General features: G+C 60.5%; 14 protein-coding genes. 11 read left to right on the top strand and 3 right to left on the bottom strand.

Going from position 1 to position 15,252, the window contains the following annotated elements; translation table 11 throughout:
• The first annotated feature begins 389 nt into the window (after positions 1-389).
• Together QB905_RS02785 and QB905_RS02780 are read left to right on the top strand one after the other, a co-directional pair.
• Positions 390-1,484: a hypothetical protein gene (locus QB905_RS02785; RefSeq protein WP_282973049.1), complete on the top strand. Its 1,095-nt coding sequence runs from the start codon at positions 390-392 to the stop codon at positions 1,482-1,484.
• Positions 1,485-1,630: 146 nt separating this feature from the next.
• Complete coding sequence (locus QB905_RS02780) at positions 1,631-3,970, top strand: glycoside hydrolase family 31 protein (protein WP_282973048.1); 2,340 nt, start codon at positions 1,631-1,633, stop codon at positions 3,968-3,970.
• Between the two features lie 46 nt (positions 3,971-4,016).
• Here QB905_RS02780 and QB905_RS02775 read toward each other — a convergent pair whose 3' ends face one another.
• Entirely contained in the window at positions 4,017-5,111 is a 1,095-nt protein-coding gene (locus QB905_RS02775; protein WP_282973047.1) for an NADH:flavin oxidoreductase/NADH oxidase, read from the bottom strand.
• A gap of 391 nt (positions 5,112-5,502) precedes the next feature.
• Between QB905_RS02775 and QB905_RS02770 the strand changes: the two genes are divergently transcribed.
• Entirely contained in the window at positions 5,503-6,915 is a 1,413-nt protein-coding gene (locus QB905_RS02770; RefSeq protein WP_282973046.1) for an ArnT family glycosyltransferase, read from the top strand.
• On the opposite strand, the gene QB905_RS02765 is transcribed toward QB905_RS02770, so the two are convergent.
• Positions 6,912-7,346: an OsmC family protein gene (locus QB905_RS02765; RefSeq protein WP_282973045.1), complete on the bottom strand. Its 435-nt coding sequence runs from the start codon at positions 7,344-7,346 to the stop codon at positions 6,912-6,914. The two genes, QB905_RS02770 and QB905_RS02765, sit on opposite strands and share 4 nt — an antisense overlap.
• Before the next feature lie 85 nt (positions 7,347-7,431).
• Here QB905_RS02765 and QB905_RS02760 point away from each other — a divergent pair, with 85 nt between their 5' ends.
• The gene (locus tag QB905_RS02760) at positions 7,432-8,691 is read left to right on the top strand and encodes a spinster family MFS transporter (protein WP_282973044.1); all 1,260 of its coding nucleotides are present in this window, start codon (positions 7,432-7,434) and stop codon (positions 8,689-8,691) included.
• A 380-nt stretch (positions 8,692-9,071) separates the two neighbouring features.
• A complete protein-coding gene (locus tag QB905_RS02755) occupies positions 9,072-9,917 on the top strand; it encodes a fumarylacetoacetate hydrolase family protein (RefSeq protein ID WP_282973043.1) in 846 nt (281 codons plus the stop codon).
• A gap of 10 nt (positions 9,918-9,927) precedes the next feature.
• On the opposite strand, the gene QB905_RS02750 is transcribed toward QB905_RS02755, so the two are convergent.
• Positions 9,928-11,091 (bottom strand): deoxyguanosinetriphosphate triphosphohydrolase, encoded by a 1,164-nt coding sequence (locus QB905_RS02750; RefSeq protein WP_282973042.1) that lies wholly within the window; start codon positions 11,089-11,091, stop codon positions 9,928-9,930.
• A 145-nt stretch (positions 11,092-11,236) separates the two neighbouring features.
• Here QB905_RS02750 and QB905_RS02745 point away from each other — a divergent pair, with 145 nt between their 5' ends.
• The 6 genes from QB905_RS02745 to QB905_RS02720 all read left to right on the top strand — a co-directional run bounded on the left by QB905_RS02745 (position 11,237) and on the right by QB905_RS02720 (position 15,248).
• Entirely contained in the window at positions 11,237-11,566 is a 330-nt protein-coding gene (locus QB905_RS02745; RefSeq protein ID WP_282973041.1) for a HesB/IscA family protein, read from the top strand.
• A gap of 176 nt (positions 11,567-11,742) precedes the next feature.
• Positions 11,743-12,555, top strand: a complete 813-nt coding sequence (locus QB905_RS02740; RefSeq protein WP_282973040.1) for an exodeoxyribonuclease III — start codon at positions 11,743-11,745, stop codon at positions 12,553-12,555.
• A 55-nt stretch (positions 12,556-12,610) separates the two neighbouring features.
• Positions 12,611-13,282 carry a hypothetical protein gene (locus QB905_RS02735; protein ID WP_282973039.1) on the top strand — a complete coding sequence of 224 codons (672 nt, stop codon included), beginning with the start codon at positions 12,611-12,613 and terminating at the stop codon, positions 13,280-13,282.
• 75 nt (positions 13,283-13,357) lie between these two features.
• Positions 13,358-14,071 carry a hypothetical protein gene (locus QB905_RS02730; RefSeq protein ID WP_282975558.1) on the top strand — a complete coding sequence of 238 codons (714 nt, stop codon included), beginning with the start codon at positions 13,358-13,360 and terminating at the stop codon, positions 14,069-14,071.
• 168 nt (positions 14,072-14,239) lie between these two features.
• Positions 14,240-14,926, top strand: a complete 687-nt coding sequence (locus tag QB905_RS02725; protein ID WP_282973038.1) for an NnrU family protein — start codon at positions 14,240-14,242, stop codon at positions 14,924-14,926.
• Between the two features lie 172 nt (positions 14,927-15,098).
• Positions 15,099-15,248: a hypothetical protein gene (locus QB905_RS02720; protein ID WP_282973037.1), complete on the top strand. Its 150-nt coding sequence runs from the start codon at positions 15,099-15,101 to the stop codon at positions 15,246-15,248.
• Positions 15,249-15,252: the final 4 nt, after the last annotated feature.

Below are 15,252 nucleotides of genomic sequence, written 5' to 3'. Positions count from 1 at the left end.
CGTGTCATATGCCGATGGACATGATGCAGGACATCGTCAGACTTGATGTTCAACACCGGACCCCGCCCCTCGATCAGAACCTTATGCCCTGTTGCAATCAGCCCGCCATGATAGCACCTGACGCTAGCCCGGTTCCCATGGCGCGCAAAACCTCGGCCATACAATTCACGGCCTCACCTGCCGCCACCCTCGTCGGCCTGTCCACTTTCATGGAACCGCGCCCGCCGAAAAACGCCTGATGGTCTGAAACCTGTTCCATCAATTTTTTCGGAAATACATCCATGTCTTACCGCTTTATCACGCCCGCCTGCGCGGCGGCGTTTTTTTCGCTGTCCCTTCCCCAGATAGCCCATGCTCAGATGCAAGGCATGAACATGCCGGATATGTCCATGCCACAACAAAGCTCCCGCTGGCATATCATGGCCCATACGGCGATCACCTTTGCCGCCGATGATCAACAGGGCCCCCGTGGCGGCTCAAAGAGCTTTGTCGAAGGCATGGCGATGATCATGGCCAGCCATGCGCTCAACGACAGCACCGATCTTGATCTTCAGGCCATGCTGTCGCCGGACGCCTTCATGGGCAAGAACGGCTACCCTCTTCTGCTCCAGACAGGCGAAACGGCTGACGGCGTGCACCCGCTCGTCGATCGCCAGCATCCACACGACCTGTTCATGGGCCTGACCGCCACCGTCACCCACCGTTTCGATGGTGATATGAGCGGTTTCGTGCGCGTCGGCTGGCCGGGCGAAAATGGCTTCGGGCCGCAGGCTTTCATGCACCGCCCTTCCGGCGAGAATTTCCCAACTGCGCCAATCACCCACCACTGGTTCGATGCCGGACATATCACCATGGGCGTCGTGGCTGCGGGCCTGACCCAAGGCCCCGTGCAGATTGAGGTCAGCCAGTTCACCGGCCGCGAACCGGATGAGCATCGCTTCAATCTTGAACGTCCGCATCTTGATTCCACGGCCATGCGCCTGACATGGCGGATCACACCTGATCTGTCAGCGCAAGGCTCATGGGCGCGTGTGGTCAGCCCGGAAGAACTGGAGCCGGACATCAATCTGATTCAGAAAAGCGCCAGCCTCGCCTATACGCGCAATTTCGTTACGGGCAGGCTGGACTCAACCCTTGCCTTCGGGCGCAAAGCGCAAGAACATAGAAACGTTAAACCCTCCGATGCGTGGCTGTTCGAAAACAGTTTCCATTTCAAAGGCCCCTGGATCGGACTGGCGCGTTATGAACGTGTCTATAATGACGAACTGGTTCCAGGCCATGCCTGGTGGGTGGCCAAGACAGAGATCGGCGTCATTCGCACCTTCCAAATCGGTCATGGCGCAACCCTGGGTCTCGGCGTGGTGCGCCAGTTCAACCATGTGCCGAAGCCTCTGAAACCGGCTTATGGCGACCATCCGAACGGCACAGTCGGCTTCATACAGTTAAAAACCCATTGGATGCCTATGTCGGGCATGAAGATGTAATTTATCGATGAAAACCGGCGATGGAGCAATTTCACCATCGTCGGTTTTACGACGGTGACGCCCAAACTTGTATGATAATAGCTTGACGCAAGGCCTGCGCCGCCTTAGCCGTAAGAAAAATGATAACGCTGTCAGGGGAGATACCGATGCGTTCCTTCAAGGCCCTTCTTTGCGGTGTCGTATCCGCTCTTTCCTTAAGCCTGGCCGTCAGCGCCCACTCTGCGCCGATCACCACGCTGGACCGCAACGGCGCGTGGGTCAGCGTCGAGGCTTACGGCCCGAACGTCATCCACGTCACCATTGCCATCGACAAGGCCGACGCGCTGAAAGGCCCCGGTTACGGCATACTGGCCGATCACGCCGATAATTCCGCCTTCCGCGAAACCAGCGACGCAAACGGCGACAGCTTCACCTCGAACGCCCTGACCTTGCATGTCAATGCTGCCCCCGCGCCGCATGTGCCCAGTCAGGGTGAAAAATATTTCGCCCCGTCCCTGCCGCCCGTCGGTTTGCAGGTGACGAACGCCAAAGGCGAAACCATCCTCAACATGACCGGCTGGGAAATGGCCCCGCACGATGTCAATGGCGAGCACACCTTTCAGGTTGGTGCCGATTTCACCGCGCCCACCGACGAACATTATTACGGCATGGGCCAGAATCAGATGTCACGCGGCCCGCTCGATCTGCGCGGCCGGGTGATCGACTGCAAACACTGGTATGATGCGCCCGGCGGTGAAACCGTCTGCGTGCCCTTTATGGTGTCGTCCAAAGGCTATGGTATCATCTGGGACAACCCGTCCGATACGCACTTCATTGCCGGCATCAATGGCGCAACGAAATTCCAGTCCGAGGTCGGCGAGCGCGTCTCCTTCTTCGTCGTCACCGGTGATACGCCCGAAGAGATTTACTCGGCCTATGCCCGCGTCACCGGCCGCACACCGATCCCGCCCAAGGCCGCCTTCGGCCTGATCCAGTCCAAGGCGCGTTACGACAGCCAGGCCGAAATCCTGCGCGTGGCCAATACCTATCGCCAGAAGGGCTATCCGCTCGACATCATGGTGCAGGACTGGTTCTACTGGACGCGCATGGGCCAGATGGACATCGACCCGGCGCAGTTCCCCGATCCGGACGCCATGAACAAGCAGTTGCACGATATGGGGATAGAGTCGATCATCTCGATCTGGCCGCGTTTCGAAACCTCAGGCCGTTATTATAACGAACTCGCCGCTAAGGGTTATTTCCTGAAGGATAAGGACGGGAACCCGGTCGATGGCCTGCCCTTCCGTTCCGACCGCACCGGCGCCTTGATCGATTCGACCAATCCCGACGCCCGCAAATGGTACTGGGATCACGCGCGTGATAATATCCTGTCGCACGGTTACGACTATCCGTGGCTCGACGAAACCGAGCCCGATCTGGTGCCGGACGGCTATTTCTTCTCGATCGGTTCGGGCGACCGCTACCACAATGTCTTCCCCCTGCTGCACGTTGAGGGCGTGGCCGATGGCATGCGCGCCTGGAAGCCCGACAAGCGCGTGCTGATCCTGGCGCGCGCCGCCTATCTGGGCTCGCAGCGCACGGGGGCCCTGTTCTGGTCGTCCGACATCAACCCGTCATGGGAAGCTTTGCAGCGCCAGATTCCTACCGGGCTTAACATGACGGCGTCGGGCATCGCCTATTGGGGCAATGACATCGGCGGCTGGCAATGGCTGCCGCAAACCACGACCGCCACCAAGCCGCCCCTGCTCGATCCGTCCGATGCGCGCGACGTGGTGGGCCAGAACAACGACTATCCTGAGCTTCTGACGCGCTGGTTCGAATACGGCACCTTCCTGCCGACCTTACGCCTGCATGGTGATCGCAAACACACCGAAATCTGGGCCTTCGGTCACGAGGCCGAGGCGATCATGGCCAGATACGACAAGCTGCGCTACGCCCTGATCCCGTATATCTATTCCAGCGCCAAACATACCTATGATACGGGTGCCCCCTTCATGCGCGCCCTGTGGATGGACTTCCCGAACGACCCGAATGTCAGCGACATCGGCACGGAATATATGTTCGGCCCGGCCTTCCTCGTGGCTCCCGTCACCGAACAGGGGCAAACCCAGAAGAAGGTCTATCTGCCGGCGGGTTCAGACTGGTATAATTACTGGACCAATGAAAAGCTGACCGGCGGCCAGTGGGTTGATGTGGCCGCGCCGATCGAGCAGATCCCGCTGTTTGTCAAGGCAGGCTCGATCATCCCCGTGGGTTCGGACATCCAGTCCACCGCCACGCCGCAAACCATCACCGCCTTGAAGGTCTATCCGGGCGCTGACGGCACCTTCAACCTCTATGATGATGACGGCAAAACCTATGGTTACGAAACGGGCAAGGGCACGGTGACGAGCCAGCTCACCTGGGATGACGCCTCAGGCAAGCTGTCCGCCTCAGGCGCAATGGCCAAAACCGCACCTGGCCTCGTACAGGTGATCGGCAAGTAAAATGAAAGAAAGCCCCGGAGCGATCCAGGGCTTTTTTTTCAGACCGTCACGTTCGGAACAGATCCTTCACCCCGTGCGGGGCGGAGCGCCAATATTGTGCGGGCGCATCGATCTGCGCCCCCAGTTCGGCGGCGGCGTGCCACGGCCAGCGCGGATCATAGAGCATGGCGCGCGCCAGAGCCACCAGATCGGCCTTGCCCGATTCCAGAATATCCTCAGCCTGCTGCGCTTCGGTGATCAGCCCCACGGCAAAGGTGGTGACGCCGGTTTCACGGATAGCGGCGGCGAACGGCACCTGATAACCGGGGCCAACCGGGATTTGTTGCAAGGGCGACAAAGCCCCCGACGAGGCATCGATCCAGTCCACGCCCAGCGCTTTCAGCTTTTTGGCAAACACGACCGTCTGGTCGATGTCCCAGCCGCCCTCCACCCAGTCGGAGGCCGAAACACGCACGCCCACCGGCTTATCCGCCGGAAAGGCGTCGCGCACCGCTTTAAAAACTTCGAGCGGAAAGCGCATCCGGTTGTCCAGCGAGCCGCCATAGTCGTCATCGCGGTGATTGCTGAGGGGCGACAGGAATTCATGCAGCAGATAGCCGTGGGCGGCGTGGATCTCGATGGCGTCGATACCGAGGCGCTCGGCCCGCTGCGCCGCCGCCACGAAGGCGGCTTTGACGCGCTCCAGTCCGGTCTTATCGAGCGCAATCGGCGTAGCGTCCGTTTCGAGATAGGGCACGTCTGACGGCGCATGGACGCGCCAGCCCTGCGGCGCATCGGGCGCGATCTGCTGGCCGCCCTCCCACGGCAGATGGCACGACGCCTTGCGCCCGGCATGGCCGAGCTGGATGGCCACGGGTATATCCGACCAGCGCCGGATGGCGGCCAGAACCGGCTTCAGCGCCGCTTCGCAGGCCTCATCATAAAGCCCCAGATCGCCGGGGGTAATGCGGCCATCGGCCTCGACCGCCGTGGCCTCGATGATCAGCATCCCCGCCCCCGACAGCGCCAGATGGCCAAGATGGATCATGTGCCAGTCCGTGGCGCGGCCATTCTCCGCCGAATATTGACACATGGGCGACACCACGATGCGGTTTCGTAAACTGAGGCTACGCAGGGCGATGGGGGAAAACAGGACACTCATGCTCATCTCCGGTACATTAAAATGTGGGCGCGCTCCCGATATGGAGTGATCACCGCCGCCACGCCAGAGCAACGAGCGTTTATTTGACTTACAAATTGAATGCGAGATGCGGAAAAACGCAAAATGTAGAGCGGGTTGCATGCCTTTCAACGATTCAATCAGAATGCAAACCGCTCCAGAGCAACGAGCGTTTAATTTGACTTACAAATTGAATGCGAGATGCGGAAAAACGCAAAATGTAGAGCGGGTTGCATTCCTTTGACTGATTCAAGCAGAATGCAAACCGCTCTACCCTCGATGAAAATAAGAATACAAGGGAGGTTACCGTGCCGGATCGCTGGTTCCTCAGGCTGTAGTTGCCAGAAGCGGCGAAACCAGCCATGAAGGCGACATGCTGGCCCGCCTGAAAACCATCCCCTACCTGCCGCTGATCCTCGCCCTGACGGCCTTGCGCCTGATCGCGGCGGGACGGGCCGGACTTGTGCCCGATGAGAGCTATTACTGGCTGTGGGCGCAGCATCTGAGCTTCGGCTATTATGATCACCCGCCGATGGTGGCGTGGTGGATCGCCGCCTTCACCGCCGTCAGCAACGCGGCGCTCTGGGTGCGTCTGCCGTTCGTGCTGGGTTTCCTCGTCCTGTGCGCGCTGGTTTACAACACGGCGCGCACATTATTCGACGCCACGGTGGCGAAACGGGCCCTGCTCTGGCTCAATGCCTGTTTGCTGCTGAGCATCGGCACGGTGGTGGCCACGCCCGATCCGCCCAGCGTGCTGATGTGGGCGGCGGCCTTGTGGGCACTGGCGCGACTGGTCAGGAGCGATGATGGCCGCTGGTGGCTGGTGTTCGGCCTGTTCGCGGGTCTGGGCGTTGAGGCCAAATACACCAATCTGTTCTTAGGCTTAGGCGTACTGGTCTGGCTGGTCATGGATCGTGACGCCCGCCGTCACCTGACGCGGCCCTGGTTATGGCTGGGTGCTGTGCTGGCTCTGGCCGTCATGGCCCCCAACCTGCTGTGGAACGCGCAGCATGGCTGGATCACAGTGGCCAAGCAGTTCGGGCGGCTCGAAGCCAGCCATCTGACGGCGCGCTATCTGATCGAATTCCTGATCTCGCAACCGCTCTTGATCAATCCTTTCATCGCCCTGTTCGCCGGACTGGCTGTGGCAAGGTGGTGGAAAGGCCGCGACCCCGCCGCCAACCTGCTGATCGCCCTGCCCCTGCCTTTGCTGGTCTATCTGCTGATCCATGTTTTTCACGACCGCATTCAGGGCAACTGGCCGGCCCCCATCTATCCGGGACTGGTCGTGCTGGCGGCCTCGGCGAGCGAGGGCTTGCAGGGCCGCTGGTGGCCACGGCTGCGAAGCTGGGCCGCGCCCTTCGGCATCGCCATCACCGTTCTGGCGCTTGGCTTTCTGGCGCTCGGCGATCAGGCCCCCGGCCTTGGTGCGGCGGGTCTGGCTCAGGGCTGGAATGGCCTTGCCAGCCGTATAGACGCGGCGCGTCAGGCGAGCGGCGCGACATGGATCGCCACCACCGACTATGATACGCAGGGCGAACTGAGCTACCACCTGCCGCAGCAGACCGTGCGCGCCGTGGCCGAACGGGCGCGCTACAACTGGCCCACGCCCGTGCCGCCGGGCATGGCCCTGATCGTCGTCGCCCCCAACCATGCGCCCGACCTGACCACCTGCTTTGATCAGTTAAGCGATCTCGACACGGCCTCACGCGCCAGAGCCAGCCGCAAGACGGACTTCCATCTCTATCGCGGTCGACTCAAAACGCCTGATTGCCAAATACCTTAGATCAGAACGGCTTCCAGCGTGATCGGCACGGACGACAGCGCCTTGGATACCGGGCAGCCCGCCTTGGCGCCCGCTGCGATCTCCTGAAACTGATCAGCCGAAATGCCGGGAATTTTGGCGCTGAGCTTCAGCTTGATCGCCGCGATGGCAAAACCGCCATCCGCCGGTTGCAGGTCAACACTGGCCTCGGTGTCGATACTGTCAGCGGTAAAGCCCGCCGCGCCCAGGGCAAAGGCCAGCGCCATCGAGAAACAGCCCGAATGGGCCGCCGCGATCAGTTCTTCGGGATTGGTGCCCGCCTTGCCGTCGGCATTTTCAAAGCGCAGCTTGAAGCTGTAGGGCTGCTGGTCAAGCACCCCGCTCTGCGTGGTCAGGCTGCCTTCGCCTTGCTGGCCATTACCGGCCCAATGGGCCTTTGCTGTACGGATCATGGGGAGAACCTTTCATCTGGTGTGAATGCCGACTGCCGTTGTATGACCTCATCCATAGCAAAACAATGCGAATCGCAAAGCTGCCATGACCGATCCTCTTCCTGCTGCCAAAGGCCGCAACCTGACCATGATCCTGCTGATCGTGGTCTATATGCTCAACTTTCTCGACCGCCAGATCTTAAGCATCCTGAAAGAGCCGATCGCCGCCGAGTTGCATCTCAATGATGCCCAGACCGGCTGGCTGGGCGGCCTGCCCTTCGCCCTGTTCTTTTCGGTGCTGGCCCTGCCCGCCGCCTGGCTGGCCGACCGTGGCTCGCGTGTCTGGCTGATGACGGTGGCGCTGGCCGTCTGGTCGGCCTTCACCGCTGCGTGCGGCCTGAGCGCCGGATTCGGCCAGCTCTTTCTGGCGCGCATGGGGGTCGGGGTCGGCGAAGCCGGAGGCGTGCCGCCCGCCTATGCTTTGATCGCCGATCTTTATCCGCCGCACAGCCGGGCGCGCGCCATCTCGGTCTATACGCTCGGCATTCCGCTCGGCAGCGCCGCCGGTATTCTGTTTGGCGGGCTGATGGCGGCCCATGTCAACTGGCGCTACGCCTTTCTGGTCATCGGTCTTGTCGGGCTGGTGGTCGCGCCCCTGTTTCGCCTGCTGGTACGCGATCCGCCGCGTGGCCAGTATGACGCGCCCGTGCAGGGCGCAGCGCCCGGCCTGCTGGCCACGGCGCGTCTGGTCTGCGCCAAGCCGGCCTTCTGGCTGATGGCGCTGGGCGCGGCGGCGGCCTCAATGGTCGGCTACGGCTTTCTCTACTGGTTCCCCACCTTTCTGGCGCGCAGCCTGAACATGGACATAACCAGCCGTTCGATCCTGTTCTCAATGGCCTTTCTGATCAGCGGCCTGATCGGCATACCTTTGGGCGGCTGGCTGGCTGACCGTCTGGGGCAGGCGCGCAAAGGCGCTTATCCGCTCATCCCGGCCTGCGCCCTGCTCGTTTCCGCCCCGCTGTACGGGCTGGCTGTGATGGCCCATACGCCGCTGCAAGCCTTTTTGCTGGTGCTGATTCCGCAGGCGCTGGGCCTTGTCTGGCTCGCACCGCTGCTCACCGCCGTCCAGCATCTTGTGCCGGTCAATGGCCGCAGTCAGGCAAGCGCCTTGTTTTTGCTGGTCAATAATCTGATCGGCCTGAGCCTTGGGCCTTACTTTTTTGGCAAGGTGTCCGACCTGCTCAAACCGATGTACGGCGAAGACTCCATTAAATGGGCCTTCGTGATCGGGCTTGGCTTTTACCTGCTGGCCGCCTTGCTGTTGTTCGGTGCGTCGCGCACGCTGAAAAAAGCGTGGGTGGATTGAGGCTGCAAAAAGAAGAGCCCTTCAACCAGTAAAGGCTGAAGGGCTCGCATTCCGGATACGAACGCTTGGGGGGCGTCGCCCGAACCCGGAAATGGCTTATAAACTGTCAGCGGTCGCTGGTATAAGCTCCGGAGCTACGACCGCCGTACAAAGTGCGAGGGCAAGCGCCGCTCCGTTAAATCTGAGGCTGCTCAATCTGAACCCAAACATCTCTGTCTTCGCGAACCGTCATCGCAAATTGTGTGTAAGGGGACAGAATAGGCCGGACATCATCGTCATGCGATGCCAAGCCCGCCGCGAAAAAATCAGAATGCGGTTAAGCGATGCTTCGCAAGCGGTAAAAACTGTTTTATAGGCAAGACGACATTTGGAGACTGCTCATGAAACTCTTGCGCTTCGGCCCTGCGGGTCAGGAAAAACCCGGCCTGCTTGATGCGAACGGCCAGATCCGCGATCTCAGCGGCGTGATCGACGATATGGCCGGAGATGTGCTCTCCGATGCCGGTCTGGCCCAATTGCGCGGCCTCGATCCGTCAAGCCTGCCTCTGGCGCCGCAGGATGCGCGCATCGGGCCCTGCGTTGGCCGCGTCGGCAAATTCCTGTGCATCGGCCTCAACTATGCCGACCATGCCGCCGAATCAAACCTGCCGATTCCATCGGAGCCAGTCATCTTCACCAAGGCCACCAGCGCCATTTGCGGCCCGTTCGATAGGGTGCTGAAACCGCGCGGTTCGACCAAGCTCGACTGGGAGGTCGAACTCGGCATCGTCATCGGCAAACACGCTGCTTACGTCTCCGAAGCCGAGGCGCTTGACTATGTGGCCGGTTATTGCGTGGTCAATGATGTATCGGAACGCGCGTTTCAGATCGAGCGCGGCGGCACCTGGGACAAGGGCAAGGGCTGCGACACCTTCGGCCCGATCGGCCCGTGGCTGGTGACGAAGGACGAGATTGCCGATCCCCATGCCCTGCACATGTGGCTTGAGGTCAATGGCCACCGCTACCAGAACGGCTCAACCGCCACCATGATCTTTAAACCGGCCCATATCGTCCATTATGTGTCGCAGTTTATGAGCCTGCAACCGGGCGACATCATCACCACCGGCACCCCGCCCGGCGTTGGCATGGGCGTCAAGCCGGAGCCGGTCTGGCTGAAGGCGGGCGATGTGATGGAACTGGGTATTGCGGGCCTCGGCACACAAAAACAGACCGTGGCCGACGCCTGATGTCTAACGGCTAGCCACCAAATGAAAACAGGCGGCGGTGTTCTTCCGTGGCATAGGCGTCGGTCATGCCGGCAATATAGTCGCAGATGACCCGTGCCCGCGCCGCCTCGGCATCCCTGGCGCAGACAAGCTGATACCATTCGGGTGGCAGGGTGTCGGGCTCCTTCATGAACAGATGGAACATCTCGTTCAGCAGGCGTCTGGCGTGCGAGCGCGTGCGGTTGACACGGTAATGCTTGTACATGCGCTCGAACAGAAAGCCGCGCAGCCGCGACAGGTCGTCATGCACCGGCTTTGAAAACTGCACCATCTGGCTGCCCGCCACGCGCACATCCTCGGCGGTTTCGATACCGGCTACGCTCAGGCGCGCCCTCGTCTGCTCCAGCACATCCCGCATCATCACGCCGATCATGCGCCGCACGCCCTCCAGCCGCAAAAGCCGGTCGTCGATCTGCGGCCAGTCGGCCTGGACGCTGCGCAGGGCGGGCCCGATCATCGGCACGTCGAGCAGGTCGGCAATGCTGAAAAGCCCGGCCTGCAAACCATCATCGACATCGTGATTATTATAGGCAATGTCGTCGGCAATCGCGGCGCACTGGGCTTCGAGCGAGGCGAAACTACCGGGGCGAATATCCCACTGCTCATTGAAATCAACGATGGATTTCCATGAGGGCTCGCTCATGTGCTGGCTGACCGGGCCATTATGTTTGATAATGCCTTCAAGGGTTTCCCAGGTCAGATTCAGGCCATCGAAGGCGGGGTAACGCACTTCCAGCCGGGTGACGACGCGGAAGGTCTGGACATTGTGATCGAACCCGCCCCACGGCAACATGCAGGCGTGCAGTTCGTCCTCACCGGCATGGCCGAAGGGCGGATGGCCGAGATCGTGCGCCAGAGCGATGGTTTCGGCCAGGTCTTCATCGAGCCTGAGCGCATGGGCCAGCGAACGGGCGATCTGCGCCACTTCGAGGCTGTGGGTCAGGCGGGTGCGGAAATAGTCGCTTTCGGTCGCCACGAAAACCTGCGTCTTGCCCTTCAGGCGACGAAAGGCCGTCGAATGGATAATGCGGTCGCGGTCACGGGCGTAGGCGGTGCGCGTGGCGCTGTCCGGTTCGGCGTGCAGACGCCCCTGGTTCTGGCTGGCATCGGCGGCATAAGGAGCAAGAACGGACATAAGGGTGTCTCCGTGCGGATCAGATGGCTGTCGATATACTATGAAGTGTGACCAGCGCCTAAAAATTCACAGAACATGCAGATGGGGGGCTGATTTTATGCGGATTCGCGCCCATATTAGCCGGAGTTCTCCCAGAGTTTACCCTATGCACCCCGACATCACCCTGACCAAATCCGCCGCCCGTCACCTGAACCGCCTGTCCGCCGAGGCCGGTCATCCGGTCATGTTGCGCGTGCAGGTCGAAGGCGGCGGCTGTTCGGGTTTTCAATATGTGCTCGATCTGACGGATGCGCCGAACGAGGATGAGAGCCGTATCGAACTGGACGGCGCCACGGCCCTGATCGATGAGGTATCGGCCCCGCTCATGGCCGGATCCATGATCGACTATGTCGAGGAACTGGTCGGATCGCAGTTCAAGATATTGAATCCGCTGGCGGTTTCGTCTTGCGGCTGTGGAACCAGCTTCGCGCTGTAATTGTCTGAACCACGGAAAACACGGAAAGCACGGAAAAATAGTCTGAGCACATAGCGCTCCTTTTTCGCCCAGCAAGCTTTGGAACACTCTGTTTGATTTCCGTGATTTCCGTGTTTTCCGTGGTTCAAATTCTAAACGCCTTGCCCTTCGCCATGACGCCCGCTAAATCTGGACGCATGAAACTCGCCACCTGGAACGTCAACTCCGTCAATGCCCGCCTGCCGCTGATCCTCGAATGGTTCCGCGAAGCCGCGCCCGATGTCTGCGGCTTGCAGGAGCTGAAATGTATCGACGAGAAGTTTCCCACAGAAGCTTTTGAATCGCTTGGCTATAATTGCGCCGTCTTCGGGCAGAAAACCTGGAACGGCGTGGCCATCCTGTCGAAATATCCGCTGTCGGATGTGCGGCGCGGCCTTCCCCGGAACGATTTGGCGGACGATGAAGCCGATGAGCAATCGCGCTATATCGAAGCGGTGATCGAGGCCCCTGAGCCGGTGCGCTTCGCCGCCATCTACCTGCCCAATGGCAATCCGCTCGGCACCGACAAATATGCCTATAAGCTGCGCTGGCTGGAACGGCTGCGCGCCCATGCCGCATCTCTTCTTTCACTTGAGGAAATGACCGTACTGGCTGGAGATTTCAACATTATTCCGACCAAGGAAGATTGCTGGAATGACAGTGTCTGGCTCGACGACGCCCTCTATCAGCCCGCTGTGCGCCGCGCCTATCAGGGCCTGAAAAATCTCGGTTATACCGACGCCTTCGATTCGCACCCCACCGAAGGCAACCGCTATACCTTCTGGGATTATCAGGCGGGGGCCTGGCAGAAGAATCAGGGCATCCGCATCGATCACCACCTGTTGTCGCCGCAGGCCGCCGACCGGCTGACCGATCTGGTCATCCACAAAGAGACACGCGGTCGCACCCATGACGAGGCCAAACCGTCTGATCATGTGCCGGTTGAGATCATGCTGACAACACAATCTTAACCCGTATCGGCGATAAGGTTTTGTTATCCATAGTTCAACTGGCGTGACTCCCCACATGGCCCATGCCGCGCGCGTACTTCTGTATTTTCTGTTTGGCGGAATCGGCCTGACCCTGATCGCGTCGGGCCTGATGTGGTGGTTCGAAGCCTCCCGCCGTCTGGCGCGTGCGCTCAATGCCGCGCTCGGCAAACCGGCGGACGCCATTGTTTACGACCTTGACGGCCGCAAGGCGGCGGGCCTCGATTTCACCGCCGGTGATCTGGCCGTCATGTGGAGCCCCAGCGGACAAGGGCTGGTGTTCGCTTTTGACGAGATCGAGGGGGCTGAACTGATCGTTGATGAGCGCGTGGTGGCGCGCGCCCAGCGCGGTGAAAGCCGCAAGGTGCTCAACGAAACCCACGCCCAGGCCGCCCATGTCACGCTGCGTCTGATCTTTGCCGATGTGCAGAACCCGGAATTTGAAATCAATCTGTTCGGCGATGTCAGCCATAATCCGGTGCACGCCAAGACCGCCGCCGAGGCTGTCCGGCTGGGGCGCAAATGGCTGTCGCACGTCGATGCGGTGATCAAGCGCCAGTCGGCCCAGCCCTCGCCCTATCCTGAAGCCGAACCGGTTGTCGCCGCCCGTCAAACCGAGCGCCACGGCGACAGGCCGCAAGCCCCGGCCCCGCTTCCGCCCTGGGAAGACGATGACGCGCATGACACGTATGACGATGAAATGCGGTAAAAAACACCAGAGCGCTTAACCTCGGCCCAAAAACGTGGTTAAGTTCGCTTTCCGCTTAGCATCGGGTTCTTGATCGTGCCGCCTTATCTGCCCGTCATTATCATTCTGTCGGCAGCCGTCTTGGCCATACTGGTCGTGCTTTATCGTCTTTACGATTCGCGCGTCGAACAGCCCAAAAAGCTCGAAGACGAGCTGCGCGAAGGCCTTGGCGGCTTCAAGGCGGATGTTCAGGCGTTGGAGCCGGTGCGCAAGGCGGCGGCCGCCTCATCCTTTGCCGGTGACCGCATCATCATCGTGCGCAATTTCGGCAAAATACCGCACAAGCCCTATACGATGGCCGAACTGATGGGCATCGAGGTCTTTGTCGATGACAAGGTGGCGGGCCGGGTGGTGCGCGGCGGGCCCACCAAACTGCTCGATGACATCGCCCCCACCGTGCACCGCGTCACCCTGCGGCTGATGTTCGACGATCCGTCCGACCCCGATTTCGAACTGGTGATCTGGGATCCGCACGACGCCATGACCGCCCGCGCCGAAGGGCCGCGCGCCGCGCTCAATAATGCCCGTAAATGGTTCTATCATGTCGAGGCGGTCTTACGCCGCACCAGCGCACCACCGAAACCGGCTTCTGCCCTGATCGCCGCCCCACCGCCCATGCCACCCCCTATGCCTCCCATGCCTGCGCAACTGACGGCATCGGTGACGCCGGCTCCGGCCTCGCCGAAAGCCGACGCGCCGCCGAAGAGTGAAGGCGATGTGCTCAATGCGCCGATGATTCCCTATCTCTGATGCGGCATGGTTCTGGCTTAAGGTTTATGCACAGGGCACAGGCCACCGTCCTGTGGCGCAGCCCTGCCAGCCGTGCTAAGCGAATCCCATGAAGCCGGATGACCTGAAGCCATATTGCCCGAAGCCCGTATGGAACGACGCGCCTGCTGATCAAAGCGGAGACGACTGATGTGGACACTTGCGCTTGCCAGCGCCTTTTTCCTGTTCATCCACCTGATGATCAGCGCCACATCGCTGAAGGATCGTGTGATCGAAAAGATCGGCGGCACGGCCTATTATATCCTGTTTTCCCTGCTGTCGATCGGCGGGCTGATCTGGCTTTGCGTCGCCTTCGGCATGGCGCTGGGCGATCCGATGAATTACGCCTTGTGGAACTCCGGCCCCTTTCTGCGCGTCATCGGCATAGCTGGCAATTTCCTGGCCTTCCTGCTGGTGGTGATGGGCTACACCACGCCGTCGGCCACCAGCCTGCCCGCCCTGTGGCACATGCCTGAAAAACCGGTTTACGGCATTATCCGCATCACCCGCCACCCGGTTCTGGCCGGGATCGGCATCTGGGCCCTGACCCATATGATCTGCAATGGCAATCTGGCGGCCTGGATTTTTTTCGGCTCCCTGCTGGCGTTGTGCGGCCTAGGTGCCAACACCATCGACCGCAAGCGCATGACGTTGATGGGCGATGTCTATGCTTCGATCATGCGCCGCACGTCGATCGTGCCCTTCGTGGCCATTATCGAAGGCCGCATCGCCTTCGACGCCAAAGAACTGGGCGTGGTGCGCCCGCTGCTGGCCGTATCGATGTTCAGCGTTTTCCTCACCCTGCACGAACTGCTGTTCACGGTACGGGCGTTTTAATTTACGCACCTGCGATATATTTGCCAGAGATCAGCCCTTGCGAAGCGTTCGCGGTTAATTTTTCGTTGATCTTGTCACATGTTTTTGAACAAATGGGCGCAGACTAATTCTGTGGACGTCGGTTTGGGTGGGTGCGCGTCGGGTTATGAAGCTTTCAGCCTTCACATTACTCATGTTTTTCGTGGCCGTGGCGCTGGTTCTGGCCAGCCTGATCGGCCATTTCCGCGCCATTCCCTATTTAAGCGATTACCAGTACTGGCTGATGACCGGCGGCTTTGGGGTTCTGGCCTTCGGGCTGATCTTCAAGGGCCAGCCGCAATAAACGC

Source organism: Asticcacaulis sp. EMRT-3, assembly GCF_030027245.1.
Taxonomy (GTDB): Bacteria; Pseudomonadota; Alphaproteobacteria; order Caulobacterales; family Caulobacteraceae; genus Asticcacaulis.
This window is presented reverse-complemented; position numbering and strand designations above follow the sequence as displayed.

What these genes read in the sequence shown, in the direction of transcription:
- QB905_RS02745 (WP_282973041.1), top strand. Translation starts at nt 11,237, where the DNA reads ATGCACCCCGACATCACCCTGACCAAATCCGCCGCCCGTCACCTGAAC.
- QB905_RS02740 (WP_282973040.1), top strand. Translation starts at nt 11,743, where the DNA reads ATGAAACTCGCCACCTGGAACGTCAACTCCGTCAATGCCCGCCTGCCG.
- QB905_RS02755 (WP_282973043.1), top strand. Translation starts at nt 9,072, where the DNA reads ATGAAACTCTTGCGCTTCGGCCCTGCGGGTCAGGAAAAACCCGGCCTG.
- QB905_RS02720 (WP_282973037.1), top strand. Translation starts at nt 15,099, where the DNA reads ATGTTTTTCGTGGCCGTGGCGCTGGTTCTGGCCAGCCTGATCGGCCAT.
- QB905_RS02770 (WP_282973046.1), top strand. Translation starts at nt 5,503, where the DNA reads ATGCTGGCCCGCCTGAAAACCATCCCCTACCTGCCGCTGATCCTCGCC.
- QB905_RS02750 (WP_282973042.1), bottom strand. Translation starts at nt 11,091, where the DNA reads ATGTCCGTTCTTGCTCCTTATGCCGCCGATGCCAGCCAGAACCAGGGG.
- QB905_RS02735 (WP_282973039.1), top strand. Translation starts at nt 12,611, where the DNA reads ATGGCCCATGCCGCGCGCGTACTTCTGTATTTTCTGTTTGGCGGAATC.
- QB905_RS02725 (WP_282973038.1), top strand. Translation starts at nt 14,240, where the DNA reads ATGTGGACACTTGCGCTTGCCAGCGCCTTTTTCCTGTTCATCCACCTG.
- QB905_RS02760 (WP_282973044.1), top strand. Translation starts at nt 7,432, where the DNA reads ATGACCGATCCTCTTCCTGCTGCCAAAGGCCGCAACCTGACCATGATC.
- QB905_RS02765 (WP_282973045.1), bottom strand. Translation starts at nt 7,346, where the DNA reads ATGATCCGTACAGCAAAGGCCCATTGGGCCGGTAATGGCCAGCAAGGC.
- QB905_RS02780 (WP_282973048.1), top strand. Translation starts at nt 1,631, where the DNA reads ATGCGTTCCTTCAAGGCCCTTCTTTGCGGTGTCGTATCCGCTCTTTCC.
- QB905_RS02785 (WP_282973049.1), top strand. Translation starts at nt 390, where the DNA reads ATGCCACAACAAAGCTCCCGCTGGCATATCATGGCCCATACGGCGATC.
- QB905_RS02775 (WP_282973047.1), bottom strand. Translation starts at nt 5,111, where the DNA reads ATGAGTGTCCTGTTTTCCCCCATCGCCCTGCGTAGCCTCAGTTTACGA.